The sequence below is a fragment of the Demequina zhanjiangensis genome, from assembly GCF_030418315.1.
Lineage (GTDB): Bacteria > Actinomycetota > Actinomycetes > Actinomycetales > Demequinaceae > Demequina > Demequina zhanjiangensis.
Window position 1 is genome coordinate 302866 of the sequence record NZ_JAUHPV010000002.1, and the last position, 16996, is coordinate 319861.

The 16996-nt window shown below is 68.4% G+C and carries 15 protein-coding genes and 3 tRNA genes; 6 read left to right on the forward strand and 12 right to left on the reverse strand.

Translation table 11 applies throughout. The annotated features are described in order from the left end of the window. Positions 1-65: 65 nt before the first annotated feature. The 4 genes from chvE to QQX04_RS04065 all read right to left on the reverse strand — a co-directional run bounded on the left by chvE (position 66) and on the right by QQX04_RS04065 (position 4702). Positions 66-1226, reverse strand: a complete 1161-nt coding sequence (chvE, locus tag QQX04_RS04050; RefSeq protein WP_301126514.1) for a multiple monosaccharide ABC transporter substrate-binding protein — start codon at positions 1224-1226, stop codon at positions 66-68. Between the two features lie 162 nt (positions 1227-1388). Beyond that, positions 1389-2894, reverse strand: coding sequence for an L-arabinose isomerase (gene araA / locus QQX04_RS04055; protein ID WP_301126516.1), 1506 nt, complete (start codon positions 2892-2894; stop codon positions 1389-1391). Further along, positions 2891-3604, reverse strand: a complete 714-nt coding sequence (locus QQX04_RS04060; RefSeq protein WP_301126518.1) for an L-ribulose-5-phosphate 4-epimerase — start codon at positions 3602-3604, stop codon at positions 2891-2893. The genes araA and QQX04_RS04060 overlap by 4 nt, the downstream gene beginning before the upstream one ends. A 114-nt stretch (positions 3605-3718) precedes the next feature. After that, positions 3719-4702, reverse strand: coding sequence for a LacI family DNA-binding transcriptional regulator (locus QQX04_RS04065; protein WP_301126520.1), 984 nt, complete (start codon positions 4700-4702; stop codon positions 3719-3721). Between the two features lie 236 nt (positions 4703-4938). On the opposite strand from QQX04_RS04065, the gene galK reads away from it, so the two are divergent. From galK to QQX04_RS04080, 3 genes are all read left to right on the forward strand, one after another. Beyond that, a complete protein-coding gene (gene galK, locus QQX04_RS04070) occupies positions 4939-6138 on the forward strand; it encodes a galactokinase (protein WP_301126521.1) in 1200 nt (399 codons plus the stop codon). A gap of 34 nt (positions 6139-6172) precedes the next feature. Next, positions 6173-7147: a UDP-glucose 4-epimerase GalE gene (gene galE, locus QQX04_RS04075; protein WP_301126523.1), complete on the forward strand. Its 975-nt coding sequence runs from the start codon at positions 6173-6175 to the stop codon at positions 7145-7147. A gap of 129 nt (positions 7148-7276) precedes the next feature. Continuing rightward, positions 7277-8632 (forward strand): uracil-xanthine permease family protein, encoded by a 1356-nt coding sequence (locus QQX04_RS04080; protein ID WP_301126524.1) that lies wholly within the window; start codon positions 7277-7279, stop codon positions 8630-8632. 238 nt (positions 8633-8870) lie between these two features. Here QQX04_RS04080 and QQX04_RS04085 read toward each other — a convergent pair whose 3' ends face one another. Further along, positions 8871-10106 (reverse strand): glycoside hydrolase family 1 protein, encoded by a 1236-nt coding sequence (locus QQX04_RS04085; protein ID WP_301126526.1) that lies wholly within the window; start codon positions 10104-10106, stop codon positions 8871-8873. 129 nt (positions 10107-10235) lie between these two features. Then, positions 10236-10586: a metallopeptidase family protein gene (locus tag QQX04_RS04090; protein WP_301126527.1), complete on the reverse strand. Its 351-nt coding sequence runs from the start codon at positions 10584-10586 to the stop codon at positions 10236-10238. 68 nt (positions 10587-10654) lie between these two features. Here QQX04_RS04090 and QQX04_RS04095 point away from each other — a divergent pair. The 3 genes from QQX04_RS04095 (at position 10655) to QQX04_RS04105 (ending at position 10994) form a co-directional block, all read left to right on the forward strand. After that, positions 10655-10727, forward strand: a tRNA-Glu gene (locus QQX04_RS04095). A gap of 60 nt (positions 10728-10787) precedes the next feature. Next, positions 10788-10861: transfer RNA gene (locus QQX04_RS04100), tRNA-Asp, on the forward strand. 57 nt (positions 10862-10918) lie between these two features. Continuing rightward, positions 10919-10994, forward strand: a tRNA-Phe gene (locus QQX04_RS04105). Positions 10995-11099: 105 nt separating this feature from the next. Here the strand turns inward: QQX04_RS04105 and QQX04_RS04110 are convergent. The 6 genes from QQX04_RS04110 to QQX04_RS04135 all read right to left on the reverse strand — a co-directional run bounded on the left by QQX04_RS04110 (position 11100) and on the right by QQX04_RS04135 (position 16995). Further along, complete coding sequence (locus QQX04_RS04110; RefSeq protein WP_301126529.1) at positions 11100-11378, reverse strand: hypothetical protein; 279 nt, start codon at positions 11376-11378, stop codon at positions 11100-11102. Positions 11379-11734: 356 nt separating this feature from the next. Beyond that, entirely contained in the window at positions 11735-13180 is a 1446-nt protein-coding gene (locus QQX04_RS04115; RefSeq protein WP_301126531.1) for a glycoside hydrolase family 43 protein, read from the reverse strand. Then, positions 13177-14367, reverse strand: a complete 1191-nt coding sequence (locus QQX04_RS04120; protein ID WP_301126533.1) for a glycoside hydrolase family 1 protein — start codon at positions 14365-14367, stop codon at positions 13177-13179. Before QQX04_RS04120 ends, QQX04_RS04115 begins: the two co-directional genes overlap by 4 nt. A 43-nt stretch (positions 14368-14410) precedes the next feature. Beyond that, positions 14411-15184: a VOC family protein gene (locus QQX04_RS04125; protein WP_301126538.1), complete on the reverse strand. Its 774-nt coding sequence runs from the start codon at positions 15182-15184 to the stop codon at positions 14411-14413. 10 nt (positions 15185-15194) lie between these two features. After that, entirely contained in the window at positions 15195-16064 is an 870-nt protein-coding gene (locus tag QQX04_RS04130; RefSeq protein ID WP_301126540.1) for a carbohydrate ABC transporter permease, read from the reverse strand. Between the two features lies 1 nt (position 16065). Beyond that, entirely contained in the window at positions 16066-16995 is a 930-nt protein-coding gene (locus QQX04_RS04135; protein WP_301126541.1) for a carbohydrate ABC transporter permease, read from the reverse strand. Position 16996: the final 1 nt, after the last annotated feature.

Genomic DNA, 16996 nt, shown 5'->3' on the forward strand with positions numbered 1-16996 from the left:
GCGGTGCCGGCCCCGGCGAGGGGCCGGCACCGCAAGGATCAGGATTGTGAGGTTTCGGTGATGCCTTACTCGGCGACGCCGGAGGCGACCTCAGCCTCAGTCCAGTAACCGCTGTCGACCAGCAGCGACTGAATGTTGCCCGCGTAGACGATGTCCGACTCGAGGAGGTACGACGGCACGACCTTCACGCCGTTCTCGTAGGTCTCGGTGTCGTTCGCCTCGGGCTCCTCGCCAGCAAGGAACGCGTCCGCAGCGGTGACGGCCTGGGCCGCGAGCTTGCGGGTGTCCTTGAAGATGGTCGAGAACTGGACGTCGTCCGCGATCAGCTTCACCGAGGCGATCTCAGCGTCCTGACCGGTCACGATCGGGAAGCCATCCGAGATGGTGTCGGGGTAGCCAGCGTTCGACAGGGCGGTGATGATGCCTCGCGACAGACCGTCGTAGGGCGACAGCACGCCGTCGACCTCTTCACCCGACGAGTACGTCGAGGTCAGCAGGTCCTCCATGCGCTTCTGCGCGGTCTCCTGCTGCCAGCGGAGGATCGCCACGGTGTCGAAGTCAGTCTGACCCGAGGTCACGACGAGCGTGCCGTCGTCGATCAGCGGCTGGAGCACCGACATCGCGCCGTTGAAGAAGAATCCGGCGTTGTTGTCGTCGGGCGAACCGGCGAACAGCTCGATGTTGAACGGTCCGGTCGCGTCGCCCTCGGAGCCGTCCTCGTTGAGCAGGCCGAGGCCCACGAGCAGCGAGGTGGCCTGCTGGACACCGACGGTGTAGTTGTCGAACGTGACGTAGAAGTCCACGTTGGCCGAGTCGCGGATCAGGCGGTCGTACGAGATGACCTGGATGCCGTTGTCAGCTGCGGTCTGCAGCTGGCTGGCGAGGGCCGTGCCGTCGATCGCGGCGATGATCAGCAGGTCGGCGCCGTTGGTGATCATCTGGTCGATCTGCTGCGACTGGGTGTTGATGTCGTCGTTGCCGAACTGAAGGTCGACCTCGTAGCCGAGCTCCTCGAGCTGGGACTGAACGGCGTCACCGTCAGCGATCCAGCGCTCCGACGTCTGGGTGGGCATCGCCACGCCGATGCGGTAGGACTCGCCGGTGTCGCCGCCAGGTGCGGCGCTGTCCGAGGTGTCCGTGTCACCGGCGCCTCCGCCGCCACACGCCGCGAGGGTGAGAGCCATCGCGGTGCCGGCTGCGGCAGCCATGAGCTGCTTTGCCTTCATATCTCCTCCTTGAGATCCACCCCACGCTGCGTTGCGTGGGAACGGTGGTACTGCCCATTGTGTTTGCGTTCACATCCGGGCGTCAAGCCGGTCAGGTCACGATCACGTAACTAAGGAATCACGATCGCCGATACCGGTTCGATACCCTTTTTACCAGGTGCTTCAGTCAGCGAAGACCTTGGCGTTCAGAGCGAGGTCGCGGGTGAACCCGTCGATCGTCGTCTCCTCGGTGATCGCGGCGAGCTCGACACCGAGCATGCGCGCGAAATCCTTCCAGCAGGCGAGCGAGGTCTGGGTTGACATCACCGTGTGATGCGCCGCTCCAGCCTCGAGCCAGCAGGTGGTCGCCGTCGCGAAGTCCGGCTTGGAACGCCAGACGGCACGGCCGACGGGGAGGTTCGGCATGGGGGCCGGCAGGTCGACGTTGTCGACCTCCGCCGCCACGAGCCGGAACCTGTTGCGGACGTCGGACATGGCCACGACGATCGCGGGACCCGGGTCGGCGGTGAAGACCAGGCGGACCGGGTCGTCCTTGCCTCCGATGCCGAGCGGGTGCACCTCGAGGCTGGCCTTCTTGGAGCTCAGCGACGGGCTGACCTCGAGCATGTGGGCGCCGAGCGACAGCTCCTCGCCCACGGCCAGGTGGTACGTGTAGTCCTCCATGAGGCTCGCTCCACCGGGGCGGCCCGATCCCATGACCGCGGCGATGCGGACGAGCATCGCCGTCTTCCAGTCACCCTCGGCGCCGAAGCCGTAGCCCTCGGCCATGAGGCGCTGGACCGCGAGGCCGGGAAGCTGCTTGAGCCCGCCCAGGTCCTCGAACGAGTCGGTGAAGGCGTGGAAGCCTCCCTCCTCGAGGAACGACCGCAGGCCGATCTCCACCGCGGCGCCGTAGCGCAGCGACTCGTGCTTGTCGCCGCCCGGCTTGAGCTCGTCGACCACGTCGTACAGGTCGAGGTACTCAGCGACGAGCGCATCGATCTGCTCGTCGGTCGCGGCGTCCACACGCTCCACGAGCTCGTTGATGCCCCACGTGTTGATCTGCGTGCCGAACACGGTCTCGGCCTCGGTCTTGTCACCCTCGGTGACAGCCACGTAGCGCATGTTGTCGCCGAAGCGGGCGACCTTCATGTCGAAGGCGGCCGCACGGCCGGCGCAGGCACGGCTCCACTCGCCGATGCGGGTGGACACCTCGGGGTTGGAGGCGTGGCCCACGACCGTCGTGCGGGGGATCGCGAGGCGCGACTCGATGTAGCCGAACTCGCGGTCGCCGTGCGCGGCCTGGTTGAGGTTCATGAAGTCGAAGTCGATCTTGTCCCACGGCAGCTCGACGTTGGCCTGCGTGTGGAGGTGGAGCATCGGCTTCTGGAGTGCGTTGAGCCCCGAGATCCACATCTTCGCCGGGGAGAAGGTGTGCATCCAGGTGATGATGCCGATGACCTTCGGGTCGGCGTTGGCGGCCTTGATCGTGTCGAGGATCTCGTCGCGGCTCTTCACCACGGGCTTCCACACGAGCGTGGCGGGCACGTCGCCCGACGCCTTGAGGGTGTCGACGACGCCCTGGGACTGCTCGGCGACCTGCGCCAGCACCTCGGGCCCATAGAGGGTCTGCGACCCCGTGAGGAACCAGACCTCGTACTCGGCGAGGTTCGGGACGATCCCGGTCATGCCATGCCTCCCTGCGGCTTCTGTCCGTAGACGTTCTGGTAGCGGTCGAACAGCGCGTCGATCTTGTCCTGAGGAATCGGGACCAGGTCGCCGCCCTGCTTCGCGATGTGGGTGGTGCGAGCCACGTCCTCGCACATGACGGCGGCCTTGACGGCGTCCTTGGCGTCCTTGCCGATGGTGAACACACCGTGGTTGGCCATGATCACGGCGCGCGAGCGGTGGCCGTCGAGCGTCTCGACGATGCCGCGGCCGATCGAGTCGTCGCCGATGATCGCGAACGGTCCGACGGGGATGGGGCCGCCGAACTCGTCAGCCATGCCGGTGATGACGCACGGGATCTCCTCGTTGCGCGCGGCCCAGGCGGTCGCATACGGAGAGTGGGTGTGCACCACGCCGCCGACATGCGGCATGTTCCGGTAGACGTAGGCGTGGGCTGCGGTGTCGGAGCTGGGCGAGCGCTCGGAGCCGAGCGTGCCCTCGATCAGGTTGCCGTCGAGGTCGCAGACGACCATGTTCTCGGGCGCGAGATCGGGGTACATGACGCCCGAGGGCTTGATGACGAACAGGTCGTGACCGGGGACTCGGCCCGAGACGTTTCCGCCGGTCCACATGACCAGGCCGTTCTCGGGGAGAAGGGCGTGCAGGTCGCTGACCTGCTTCCTGAGGTCGGCGACTGCCGCCTCGATGGCTGCGACGTCGTAGTCGCTCATGGAGGGCCTCCTTGCCTTCAATGGTTCGATGATAACGCTAACATTCCGGGGGCACCTCCGGGACCGAGGTCCCAGAGCCACCGATTCCTTGCCGCAGCGGCTCCGCGATCAGGGTCACCCGCCACCCGGTGCGGGCGCCGCGACCGAGTCCCGCCGGACGATCTCCGCGTCGAGCGGAGCGGTCGACGGCGGCTCCTCACCTGCGAGGGTCGCCTGCAGGAGATCGACGGCGAGCAGGCCCACCCTGCGGAAGTCCTGCCGCACGGTCGTCAGAGGCGGGAGCGTGTGCGCAGCCTCGGGGATGTCGTCGAATCCGACGACGCTCAGCTCCTGCGGCACCTTCCTCCCGGCGAGCGCTGCCGCATGCATGAGCCCCATGGCCATCTGGTCGTTCCCGCAGAACACCGCGGTGGCTCGCGGGTCCAGACGCTCGTAGGCCTCGTAGCCCGACTGCGGGCTCCAGTCGCCCTCGAGGATCGGCAGACGCGGAAGCGAGTGCCGCGCCATGAACCGTGCGTAGGTGTCGGAGCGCAGCTGACCCTCGGTCGAGTCGAGCGGGCCACGCACGTGCTGGATGGCGGTGTGCCCCGCGTCGAAGAGCTCCTGCATGGCCAGATCGGATCCGCCGATCTGGTCCACGGACACCGACCAGCGGCCGCGCTCATCGCCGGTGAGTAGGTAGGCGGTCGGCACCTCGGCACCCATGCGGTCGTGCACCTCGAGCACCGCGCGCGACGGCGCCATGATCACGAGCGCCTCCACTGCCCTGCCGTAGAGGAACTCGAGCGCGCTCTCGATCGACGAGGACTCGCGCGAGGTGGTGGTGATCAGGGGCTGAAGGCCGGAGTGGCGCAGCGCCGACTCGACGGCGTACAGGCTCGAGGTGGCGCCGAACGTCGGATTGTCGGGGGCGAGCACGCCCACCACACCGGTGCGACCGGTCGCGAGCGAGCGTGCCGCGAGGTTGCGGCGGTAGCCGAGCTCCTCGATCGCGTCGATCACTCGCTGGCGAGTCTCGGGACGGATCCCCTCGAATCCGTTGAGCACTCGCGACACTGTCTGATGCGAGACGCCGGCGAGCGCCGCCACGTCATGCATGCTGGGACCACGGGCTCCTCGGCCCATCGCCACCTCCTCGGGACGTCACCGGCTGCCCGCTACAGCCGGGGGTGTCCTGGACTGACCTCTGCCTGGCATCCTGCACCGCGCTTCCTTGCGCGGTTCAGGACCAAATGCCCCGCAGGCTCGGTCTCTTCGCCTGGACGATGTTCACGGTAACATTCCCGTAGGCAGGTTGTGCACTTCGGAGCGTGCAACCGTCATCAAACCGAGACATGGACGACGAAGAGGCACCCATGAGCAACGAGGCTCCCGCACGAGACATCGCCGCCGAGGCGGCGACCGCTCTGACCCACCTCACCTCCGCACCGCTCACCGGCGTGTGGTCCGCCCCCGGGCGCGTGAACCTGATCGGCGAGCACACCGACTACAACGACGGCCTCGTGCTGCCCTTCGCGATCGAGAACCGCACCTGGTGCGCCGTCTCGGTGCGCGAGGACCGCCTGGTGCGCGTCTATTCCACCTTCTCCCAGGAGACGCGCGAGCTCTCGCTCGACGGCATCGCCGACGCGGAGTTCGACGGGTGGAGCGCCTACGTCTTCGGCGTCGTGTGGGCGCTCGATGAGCAGGGCGTCGACCTGTCCGGCGTGACCGGCGTCGATCTGGCGATCGCATCCGACGTGCCGTCAGGAGCAGGCCTGTCGTCCTCGGCCGCGATCGAGTGCGCCGTCGCGACGGCGCTCAACGAGCTCTGGGACCTCGGCCTCGACTCCGGGCAGCTCGCCAAGGCATGCCAGCGGGCGGAGAACGTCGCCGTGGGCGCTCCCACCGGGATCATGGACCAGACCGCGTCTCTGCGCGGCGAGCAGGGCCACGCGGTCATGCTCGACTGCGAGAACCTCGTGTCAGAGCTCGTCCCGCTCCCCCTCGAGGAGGAGGGCCTCACCATCCTGGTGATGAACACCCACGTGGAGCACGCGCACGCCACCGGCGGCTACGGAGAGCGCCGGGCCGCGTGCGAGCGCGGCGCCGAGGCGATGGGGGTGGCGACGCTGCGTGGGCTCACGGTCTCCGACCTTCCGCGCGCCCAGGAGCTGCTGGACGACGTCACGTTCCGCCGCGTGAAGCACGTGGTGACCGAGAACGAGCGCGTCGTCGAGACCGCCGCCGCACTGCGTGCCGATGGGCCCCGCGCGATCGGCGATCTGCTGCTCGCCTCCCACGCGTCGATGCGCGACGACTTCGAGATCTCCGTGCCCGAGCTTGACCTCGCGGTGGACACCGCGATGGCGCACGGCGCCGTCGGCGCGCGCATGACCGGTGGCGGCTTCGGCGGCTCGGCGATCGCCGTGATGCCCAAGGAGCGTCTCGAGGAGGCGTCGAAGGCGGTCAAGGCGGCGTTCGCGGACGCAGGCTTCACCGCGCCGTCCACGTTCACCGTCACGCCCTCGCAGGGGCCCCGACGCGACGTCTAGTCTGAACCGCGGCAACGCACGAGGAGGAGCAGGGATGAGCTGGCTGGTCACCGGAGGAGCGGGATACATCGGGTCGCACGTGGTGCGTGCGCTCGCGGGAGCGGGCATCGCGCCGGTCGTGCTCGACGACCTGTCGACCGGCCTGGACAAGTTCATCCCGTCGGACGTGCCGTTCGTGCGGGCGTCGATCCTCGATCGCGGGGAGGTCATCGCGGCGCTCAAGGACTATGACGTCACCGGGGTCATCCACTGCGCGGGCTACAAGTTCGCCGGCGAGTCCGTGAAGTATCCGCTGCACACGTACGAGCAGAACGTCGACGGCACACGCGTGCTGCTGGACGCGATATCCGCGGCCGGCGTGACCAAGCTGGTGTTCTCGTCGTCCGCGGGCGTCTACGGCACCCCCTCGACCGCCGTCGTCACCGAGGAGACCGGGACGTTCCCCGAGTCGCCCTACGGCGAGTCGAAGCTGATCGGCGAGTGGTTGATCCGCGACCAGGTGCGCGCGACCGCGGACTCCGAGGCACCGCTCAAGGCGACGTCGCTGCGGTACTTCAACGTGGTCGGCTCCGCGTTCCTCGAGGTGTGGGACGCCTCGCCGCACAACCTGCTCCCCAAGGTCTTCGCGCGCATCGTCGACGGCCAGCCGCCGGTCATCGCGGGCACCGACTACCCCACCGCCGACGGCACCTGCGTGCGCGACTACGTGCACGTGCAGGACCTGGCGATCTCTCACGTCGCTGCCGCGCAGGCGCTCGACAAGGGCAAGGAGCTGGAGAAGGTCTACAACCTCGGCTCGGGTGACGGCTCGTCGGTGCGCCAGATCATGGAGGCCATCGTGAAGGCCACCGGCACGGACCTGCCGATCCAGGAGGGACCGCGTCGTCCGGGTGACCCCGCGTCGATCGTGGCGAAGGGCGAGCTCGCCGCCCGCGACCTCGACTGGAAGATGCGCTACTCGGTGGACGAGATGGTCGCGAGCGCCTGGGCGGCACACCCCAAGGCCTGACCGCCGAGTCCAACGTGCGCCGGGGCGTCGGCCCCGATACCCTCACCGCGTGCGCCCATGTCCCCGGAGGCGCGTCACCTCACCGACCCGCACGGGCGCGGGTCGGCTCGGACACAGGGAGATCACGGCATGAGCATGTTCAGCTGGACGCTGCACGGAGACGGGCGCACCATCGCACCGGGCGGGGCTGTGGCTCCCGACGAGCGCCTCACCTACCCCCGCACCATCGGCATCGGCATGCAGCACGTGCTCGCCATGATGGGCGCGACGCTGCTGGTGCCCGCCATCACGGGCATGCCTGCCGCGACCACCATGTTCTTCTCGGCCATCGGCACCGCGCTGTTCCTCACGATCACGCGCAACAGGGTGCCGAGCTACCTTGGCTCGAGCTTCGCGTTCCTCGCGCCGCTCGCCGCCGCGGGTGTGAACTCGGCGAACGCCCCGCTCGACGGTGCGACCATCTCCCGCGGCCTGGGCGGCGTGCTGCTCGCGGGCGTCCTGCTCGCGCTCGTCGGCGTGCTCGTGAACTGGCTGGGCGCCGACTGGATCGCGAAGATGATGCCGCCCGTGGTCACGGGCGCGATCGTCGCACTCATCGGTCTCAACCTGGCCGGCACCGCGCGCAGCCAGTTCGAGGCGAGCCCGTGGACGGCGCTCGTCACGCTCGTCGCGGTGCTGGTGTCGATGGTCGCGTTCCGCGGCTTCCTGGGCCGCATCGCGATCCTGGTGGGCGCGCTGATCGGCGCGCTGTTCGCCGCGCTGCGGGGCGAGTGGACCACCGCGCTGGACTCGCTCGGCGGCCTCACCCCCACGGAGTTCATCGGCCAGGCGGCATGGTTCGGCCTTCCCGAGCGGCACAGCCCCACCTTCGACGGCTCGGTGCTCGTCGCGTTCGTGCCCGTCGTCCTGATCCTCATGGCCGAGAACATCGGGCACCTGAAGTCAGTGACCGCGATGACCGGCCGCAACCTGGACGGCGAGACGGGCCGCGCGCTCTTCGCCGACGGCCTCGCGACCACCGTCGCCGGCCTGGGCGGCGGTTCCGGCACCACCACCTACGCAGAGAACATCGGCGTCATGGCCGCCACCCGCGTCTACTCGACGCTCGCGTACTGGGCCGCGGCGGCGTTCGCGCTCCTGCTCAGCCTCGTCCCCAAGTTCGGCGCGATGGTCGCCGTCATCCCCGCCGGCATCCTGGGCGGCCTGTCCGTCCTGCTGTTCGGCCTCATCGCCGTGCTCGGCGGCCGCATCTGGGTGGAGAACGGCGTCGACTTCACGAAGCCCGTGAACCTGGTCACGGCTGCGGTCGCACTGATCGTCGGCACCGCCGACTTCACCGCCACTGCGGGCTCCATGGTGTTCAACGGCATCGCGCTCGGGTCGATCGCGGCGCTGGCGATCTACCACGGGCTCGGCTGGATCGCCCGGGTGCGCGGCACCGACGTGGAGGAGACGCACGGCACCCCGGCCGACGCGGACATCTAGCCGGTCCCGCACCTCGCCCGGTCCCCGGTCGCCGGGCGCCGCGCTTCGGAAGCGTCGGTTGCCGACAGCCCCCACCTCCGACACTTTGAACCAATCCCGCAGCCGACACCCCGCAAGAGCGGGCTTGGCGCCCTGAATCTCGGGGTGTCGCGCGTCGGATTGGTTCAAAGTGTCCAGGAGGCGAGGGTGGGAGCGGGCGCGGCAGGCAGGCCAGCTCGCAGCAAGCGGTCGAGCACGGTCAGGAGCGGGAGCTCCAGGCCACCTCTGCGAGCCACCTACCCGACGGCTTGAGGGCTCGATCGAAGGTGACGGGGTCCACTGCGGCGAGCCCGAACGTCGGCCGGTAGCCCTCCGCCCACTCGAAGTTGTCCAGCAGGCTCCACGCGTAGAAGCCGCGCACCTCTACGCCGTCGTCCATCGCCTGCCGGAGCGACGTCAGGGACCGCGAGTAGTACTCGATGCGCTCGTCGTCGTTCATCGTCGCGATGCCGATCTCCGTGACGATCACGGGCACCTGCGCGACCGCGTGCGCATGGCGGACCGAACGGCCCAGCGCCTCGGGCTCGAAGCGCCAGCCCATCTGCGTCACCCGGGTCTCCTCCGGCACCGGCAACAGGTTGCCCGCTGCGTCCAGGTGCTCGGTGGTGTACGTCTGCACGCCCACGTAGTCGTCGTCCTGCGCCGCCTCCAGGTAGACGCCGGCCCACATCCGCATACGCTCGGCCTCCGGCGTTCCGGGCGTCAGCTCGTCCCAGCGGAACCCCGGGCCGTCAAGCGTGCCATCGGGGTGCGTCACCTGGTCCGGAAGGGCCAGCGTGAGGCCGACGGGGAAGTCACCCGGTCCCGCCTTGAGGACCTCACGCGCCTTCAGGTGGGCGCCCACGAAGTTCTCCGTCGCGGCCCGCAGGCCCACGTCGCCCGCGGCGATCCCCGGCGCGAAGCCACCATGCTGATAGCCCATGCCCGCTACCACGTTGGGTTCGTTGATGGTCGCGGCCAGGTCGATGTGGTCGCCCAGATGCTGCACCGCGATGTCCACGTAGCGGGCGAAGCGGTCCACGATCTCCGCGTTCATCCAGCCGTCCTGCAGGGCCATCCACTGTGGGGTCGTGAAGTGGTGGAACGTGACCGACGTCTTCAGCCCCATCTCCTGCGCCGTCGCCAGGATGATCCGATAGTGCTCCAGGGCCGCGAGCGAGAACTCCGCCTCCGCCGGCTCGATCCGTGCCCACTCGATGCTCATCCGGTACGAGTCGAGTCCCATCTCGCGGACCAGCTCCAGGTCGTCGCGCCAGCGATGCCACGAGTCGCATGCGTCGCCGCTCGACTCCTTGGCCGGGCTGCCCTCCTGATGCTCGAAGGCCCACCAGTCGCTGTTGGTGTTGCCACCCTCGATCTGATGCGCGGCAGTCGCAGCGCCCCACAGCCAGCCCGACGGGACCGGCCCGAAGTCAAAGGTCGTCGACTCGGACATGGCCTGCTCCCTCGCTCAGCGCGTCCTCAGGGGCGCACCTCAAGCCTAGGGCGGGCCCTCGCGTCGGGCACCTGGAAGGCTCAGCTCCTCGTGCCGTTCGGGCCAGGGGACGACGCACGTCGCCCGCACTCAGTCCCAGCCGAGCTCCGCCAACCGGTCGTCGTCGATGCCGAAGTGGTGGGCGATCTCATGCACGACGGTGACCGCCACCTCCTCGCGCACATGGTCCGCGTCCTCGCACATGCGTAGCGTCGGGTTCTTGTAGATGAAGATCCGGTCAGGCAGCTCGCCGAACCCGGTGTCGCCGCGGTCGGTCAGCGCGATCCCGTCGTACAGACCAAGCAGGTCAGGGTCGTCGCCGTCGGGCTCGTCCTCGATCAGGATGACCACGTTGTCCATCAGATCGAACAGAGCATCAGGCACTGCATCCAGGGCATCGTCGACCGCGGACTCGAACTCCTCGTCGCTCATGGAGACCATGGCGACATGGTCCCACGGGCCGGTATGATGTCGGGGTTGCTCAGGCCCCTTCGAGGGTCTGGAACGATGCCCTCATCGTCTAGCGGCCTAGGACTCCGCCCTTTCACGGCGGCAGCACGGGTTCGAATCCCGTTGGGGGTACGTAGCACTGTTCAGAATGGTCTACACTAGTCGTCGCGCCTCTTTCAGAGGAGCGAGCAAGGCCCTGTAGCGCAGTTGGTTAGCGCGCCGCCCTGTCACGGCGGAGGTCGCGGGTTCAAGTCCCGTCAGGGTCGCGGTAGCGACAGCCCCTTCTCGTAAGGGGTTTTCGTCCATCGGGGGTCCGCCCCCACGGCTCTGTAGCTCAGTTGGTAGAGCGTTCGACTGAAAATCGAAAGGTCACCGGATCGACGCCGGTCGGAGCCACCACAGAGAAGAACCCCCGCTACGGCGGGGGTTCTTCGTTTTCTGCGGCTTGACTGTTTGGGGTCGACCCCGCACTTTGAATCTCTGACTGACTTGTCGGCAGACTCTCTATTCTTCGTAGCCCTCGGCGGCCCCATCGGCGATCGCGAGGTAGCTCTCCGCCAAGGCGCAGGCGCCGCGAGCGGCGTCCGCCTCCTCACCAGACACGTACTCCCCCGTGACGCGCCACGTATAGCCGACGGGAAGCGCACCGAACTTGGCCTCGCTCACGAGATAGTCGGCGTCCGGCTCGCTGAACATGTGCGGACCCGCGATGAGGGGGACCGATTGCCCGTCGACCTCAAGCGAGTAGCAGGCCCAACCCTCGACGATGACAGACTCCGCCATACCCTCGACAGTGACCTCGGCTTCCGGCTCACGCGTCAGCGTCGGCGTGAGTGGACCATCTTCGGAGCTCACGGTGCACCCGCTGAGGAGCGAGGCCACAATTGGCACGACCACCCCGGCCAAGACGACGCCAGAGCGGAGCGACCACGCGTCGGTACCGGCATCTCCACCTGTGCGGTTGAGCCCTCTCAGCGGCATGATCACGAACGTACACGGAGCAGCGCGCAGTCGGCACGACAACTACGTGCCGCCCTCGGCCTCGCCTGTGCACGCCAGGGCTACCTCACGCGGAACACAGCGATTGCCGCAGTGGCGAGATGTGACACCGTGAACCGCTGCACCCGCGCGGGCGGTGGTCAGCGGGCGGTGCAGGCGATCGTCGTGACCATCGCCTCGCCGCGCACGGCGAACCCGAGCATCCGGCCCGTGAAGCCGCCGGCAACCTCGGTCGAGAGGTAGCGACCGTCCAGCCGCGCGAGCACCTGCTCGCCCTCATCGGTGTGGACCGCGAGCGTGATCGTGTCAGGCCCGGGCCTGGCGAGGAACTGACCGTGATCAGGCACGGCCGCGATAGTGACCGTCACCTCCTGACCTGGCGCGATGACGATCGACCCGTGCTCCGTGCGCACTTCTCCGATCACACTTGTCGCGACGACGCGCTCGCCCTCGACCTCCACCGCGTACATATGCGCCTCGTCGAGCCGTAGCGCGAACGCGCCCCAGCCCTCGCTGACTGCGAGCGTCGCCGTGGACGTCCATTCGAGGTCCTGGACCCGTGCACCCACGAACCGGACGACGTCGCTCGCAAGCCGCAACCCGTGCGCGCCGGTCTGTGCGAACGTCTCGGGGAAGACTCCGGGCGACGCCCACCGGGCGTGGAGCCGGTCGCCGCGGAAGTCGTCGAGGAACGAGTGGTCCGTGGCGACGATCTCGTGCCGCGGGTCGATGACGACGGGCCAGTCGTCGTGCCACTCGATGCCCGCGAGGAAGGTCTCGCGGCCGTTCACATGGAATCCGGGGCTCACGCCGCGCGGGCGGGTGCCAAGAAACGTGATGGCCCAGTCACCGTCGGCCTTCTCGAAGATGTCGGCGTGCCCGGTGTTCTGCACGGCGACCGCGCGGCTCCGGTGGCTGAGGATGGGGTTTGCGGGACAGCCCTCGAAGGGACCCGTAGGTGAGACGCCTCGGGCGACGCTGACGCTGTGACCACGCTCGGTGCCGCCTTCGGCGATCACCAGGTACCACCATGACCCGCGCTTGAAGATGTGCGGCCCCTCGGGGTGCGCCAGACCGGTCCCGCTCCACAGCCGACGCGGCTCCTCCTGCAGCTGCGCCGTGTCGGGGTCGATGCGCGCTTGCGAGATGCCGACGCCCAGCTCGCACCAGGTCAGGTAGCACTCGTCGCCGTCCCAGCACAGATCGGGGTCGATCCCGACGGCGCCCTGGGTCACGGAAGGCTCGGACCAGGGCCCGGCGATGCTCTCGGCGCGCAAGATCACCTGCTCGGGGGCCTCTCCGACGACGTTCGTGGTCACCAGGTAGAAGACGCCGTCGTGGTGGCGGAGGGTGGGCGCGAAGATGCCCGTGCTCCCCAGACCCTCCGAGTCGGGCAGCTGGCTGGTCCTGGTGAACGCATGTCCGACGAGGTCCCAGTGCAAGAGGTCCGTGCTGACGCGGAGGGGGACGCCGGGCCGGTACTCGAAGCTCGAGTTCGCCAGGTAGTAGGTGTCTCCGACCCTGCAGATGGTGGGGTCGGGGTGGAAGCCCGCGACCGCGGGCTCCGAGACCTCGACGGCGGTCACGGTGCCACCCCGCCTCGACCGGCAAGGTCACCGAACCAGGCGCCGCTGGGCTTCACCGTCCGCTCGAAGGTGGCGTGGTCGACCGACACCAGCCCGAACGTCGGGGCGTAGGAACCCCATTCGTAGTTGTCCAGGAGGCTCCAGTAGAAGTAGCCGCGGATGTCCACGCCGTCGGCGACCGCCTGGCGCAGTCCTGCGATCGACTCGCGCACGTAGTCCTTGCGGCGGGCGTCGTCCGCAGTGGCGATGCCGTTCTCGGTGACCAGGATCGGCACCCCGGGAGCGAGCTCGGCGGTGTGACGCGCCGCCTCCGCCGCGGCGGCGGGGTAGTACTCCCAACCGTTCAGGGTCCGCTCCACATCGTCGCCGATGGGGAGGGCGCCGTCGGGCCCGAGCTGGACCCGGGTGTAGGCCTGGACGCCGATGAAGTCGTCGTCCTTGGCGGCGTCGATGAACACGTCCTCCCGGGGCCACCCCCACTCGCGTGCCACCTCCTCCGCGCCGGGCTCGGCCTGGAAGTTCTGATTCGCGATGGTCCAGCCGACCTGCGCATCGGAGGCGCGGCGCAGCACCTCACGTGCGGCGTGATGGGCGTCGATCACGCGTGCGGAGACCTCAGCGTCAGGCGGCGGCATGGCGCCCGCGACGAGCTCCTCCCTCTCGCCCTGAGCGACCATCGCCGCGAGCATCGCCAGCATGTTCGGCTCGTTCATGGTGACCACGTGGGACACGTCGCCGAGGATCGTCGCCGCGGCCTCGACATACTCGAGGAAGTGGGCCAGGTTCTCGGACTTCTGCCACCCGCCCAGGTCGGAGAACCATCGTGGGTTCGTGAAGTGGTGAAGCGTCACGATCGGCGCGATGCCCCGCTCGAGGCAGCCGTCCACCATGCGCCTGTAGTGCGCGAGCTCGGCCTGCGACACCTTCCCGGGAGCCGGGACGATGCGGCTCCACTCGAAGGAGAAGCGGTAGGCGTCGAGCCCGAGCGAGGTGACGATGTCCAGGTCCTCGGGCCAGCGGTGATAGGAGTCGCACGCGTCCCCGGAGCGCTCGGGAAGGAAGGAGCCCTCCTGGTTCTCGAGCGCCCAGAAGTCGCTGTTCACGTTGTTGCCCTCGATCTGGTGCGCCGCCGTGGAGGCACCCCACAGGAACGTGTCGGGCAGTGCGGGAGCGGAGTCGTCGGTCATCGTGGTCCTTGCGATCGTCATCGATACATCGGTTGCGGGGCCGCTAGGCGGGCGGGGCGATCGCGTAGGGCAGGTTGTCGGGGTCGACGAGCACGTCCACGTCGTCCAGTCGACCCAAGGGTCGCGACCCGGCGACGGGCTTGTCGGCCTCGATCACGACGGCCTGGAACCCGAACGTGTCGATGCCGACATGGGGCCGGTGGGTGGCGGACTCGAACGAGAAGACCTCGAGGATCGTGGGTCCGGAACGGAGGTAGTCGATACGGAACCCGCGGGGCTCCTCGGGAGGGATGAGCGATCCGATCGCCGCGAAGCCGAGCTCGCGGTACGCGCCGATGGTCTGGTCGCGGTCCACGACCGTGCTCGCCACGTGGTCGAACCGGGGACGGCCGGGTGCGCCGAGCGAGCGCTCGGCGGCCACCTCGGACGGGTCGGCCTCCCGCGTGTAGTCCACGAAGCCTTCGATGACCTCGAGCACGGTGCCGTCCGGATCGAAGAAGAAGGCGGTGCGGACGCCGACCCCGGTGTCCATCGGTTCGGCGCGGAACCGCACGCCCGCCTCACGGAGCCGGGCGACGACGCGGTCGAGGTCGGACACCTTGAAGCCGACGTGACGGAACCCGAGCGCGAGGTCGTCCTCCTCCCACGTGCTCGGCTGGGCGTCGGCCCTCCTCAGCAGGATCTCCGCGGTGACGACGTCGAGCACCGCCGATTCCGAGGTGACAGAGCCGTCGACGACGGCGCTCAGCATCTCTCGATAGAACTCGACGGCGCGCGGCACGTCGGCAACGTTCAGGATGACCCGTGTCATCGCCATGGGCTTCTCCTTACTTGATTCCGGTGGACGCGACGCCCTGGATGAACTGGCGCTGGAGGAGGAGGAACAGCACGAGGATCGGGAGCACGACGAGCGCGGCGCCTGCCATCAGCAGCGCGTAGTTCGTGCCGTTCTGGCCGATCGAGTACAGCGCGAGCGCGACGGGCAGCGTGTACTTGTCCTCGGTCTGCGCCACGACCAGCGGCCACAGGAAGTTGTTCCACTGGGCGAGGAAGGTGAGGATCGCGAGCGTCGCGAGCGGCGGACGGCACAGCGGCAGCACGATCTGCCAGAAGATCCGCCACTGGCTCGCACCGTCGATCTGGGCCGCCTCGAGCAGCGCGTCGGGGATCTCTCCGATGAACTGCCGCATCAGGAAGACGCCGAGCGGGGTGACCAGGTACGGGAGGATGAGGCCGTACAGGGTGTTGCTCAGTCCCATGTTCGTGACGAGCACGAACAGCGGCACGAAGGTCGCGATCGGAGGGATCATCAGCATGCCGAGCACCAGCCCGAACAGGAGCCGGCGTCCCGCGAAGTCGATCTTGGCGAGCGCATAGCCGGCCATCGAGCTGAACGCCAGGTTGCCGATCACGCAGGCGACGGCCACGACGAACGAGTTCACGAACGCGTTCGAGAAGTTCAGCCCGCCGACCAGGTCCGCGTAGTTGGACAGGGTCCACTGCTCGGGCAGCCACGCGGCGGGGTTGGCGATGATCTCGCTGTTGTCCTTGAACGACCCGAGGATCATCCAGGTGAACGGCAGCACCATGAGCAGCGCGGCGGCCGTGAGCGCGATGTAGGTGAGCGGCTGCGAGATCCGGAACGGTCGCCGGTTGGTCGCACGCTCGTCGGTGGCGGGGAGGGTGGCGGTGGTCATGTCAGCCCCTGTTTCTGAAGATGCGGAACTGCAGCAGGCTCAGCAGGACGATGAAGGCGACGAGCACGTACGACGCTGCGGCGGCCATGCCGTACTCGCCGAAACCGAACTGCTCGTACGCGTAGTAGCCGATGGAGATCGTGGAGTCGAGGGGTCCTCCGCCCGTCATCACGAAGGGCTCCTCGAAGAACTGGAGGTAGCCGATGCTGAGGAGGACCGCGACGACGAGGGTGGTGGGGCGCAGCAGCGGGAGCGTGATGCGCCAGAAGGTGGTGAAGCCGCGGGAGCCGTCGACGGCGGCGGCCTCGTAGACGTCCCGGGGGATGCCCTGGAGGCCCGCGAGGAAGATCACCATCGGGAGTCCGATGTTGCGCCACACGGCCATCACGATCAGGGCGGGCATCGCCCAATGGGGATCGTTGAGCCAGTCGGGACCGGCGATGCCGATGCGGGCGAGCACACCGTTGATGAAGCCGTCGTCCTGGTAGAGGTATCGCCAGACGACCGCGATCGCGATGATGCTGGTGACGAACGGGGCGAAGAACGAGACGCGGAACACACCCTTGAGGCGGTTGATGCCGCTGTTGAGCGCGATCGCCGCGACGAGGCCCAGCCCCATGGTGAGGGGGATGCCGACGGCGACGAAGTAGAGGGTGTTGAGGATGGCTCGGCGGAACTGCTCATCGCCGAACAGCTCGGCGAAGTTGCTCAGTCCCACGAAGTTGACGCCGAAGGGGGATCGGACGTCGCGGACTCCGATGTCGGTGACGCTGAAGCCGAGCGAGGCGATCACAGGGCCAGCGCCGAAGACGACGAAGAGCAGGAAGTACGGTGCGGCGAACGCCCACGCGATCAGGCTGCGGCGCCGCCGCCCGTGGGCGGGTCGCGCGGTACGCGACCCACCCACGGACTTGAGCTCGGGGACGGACATG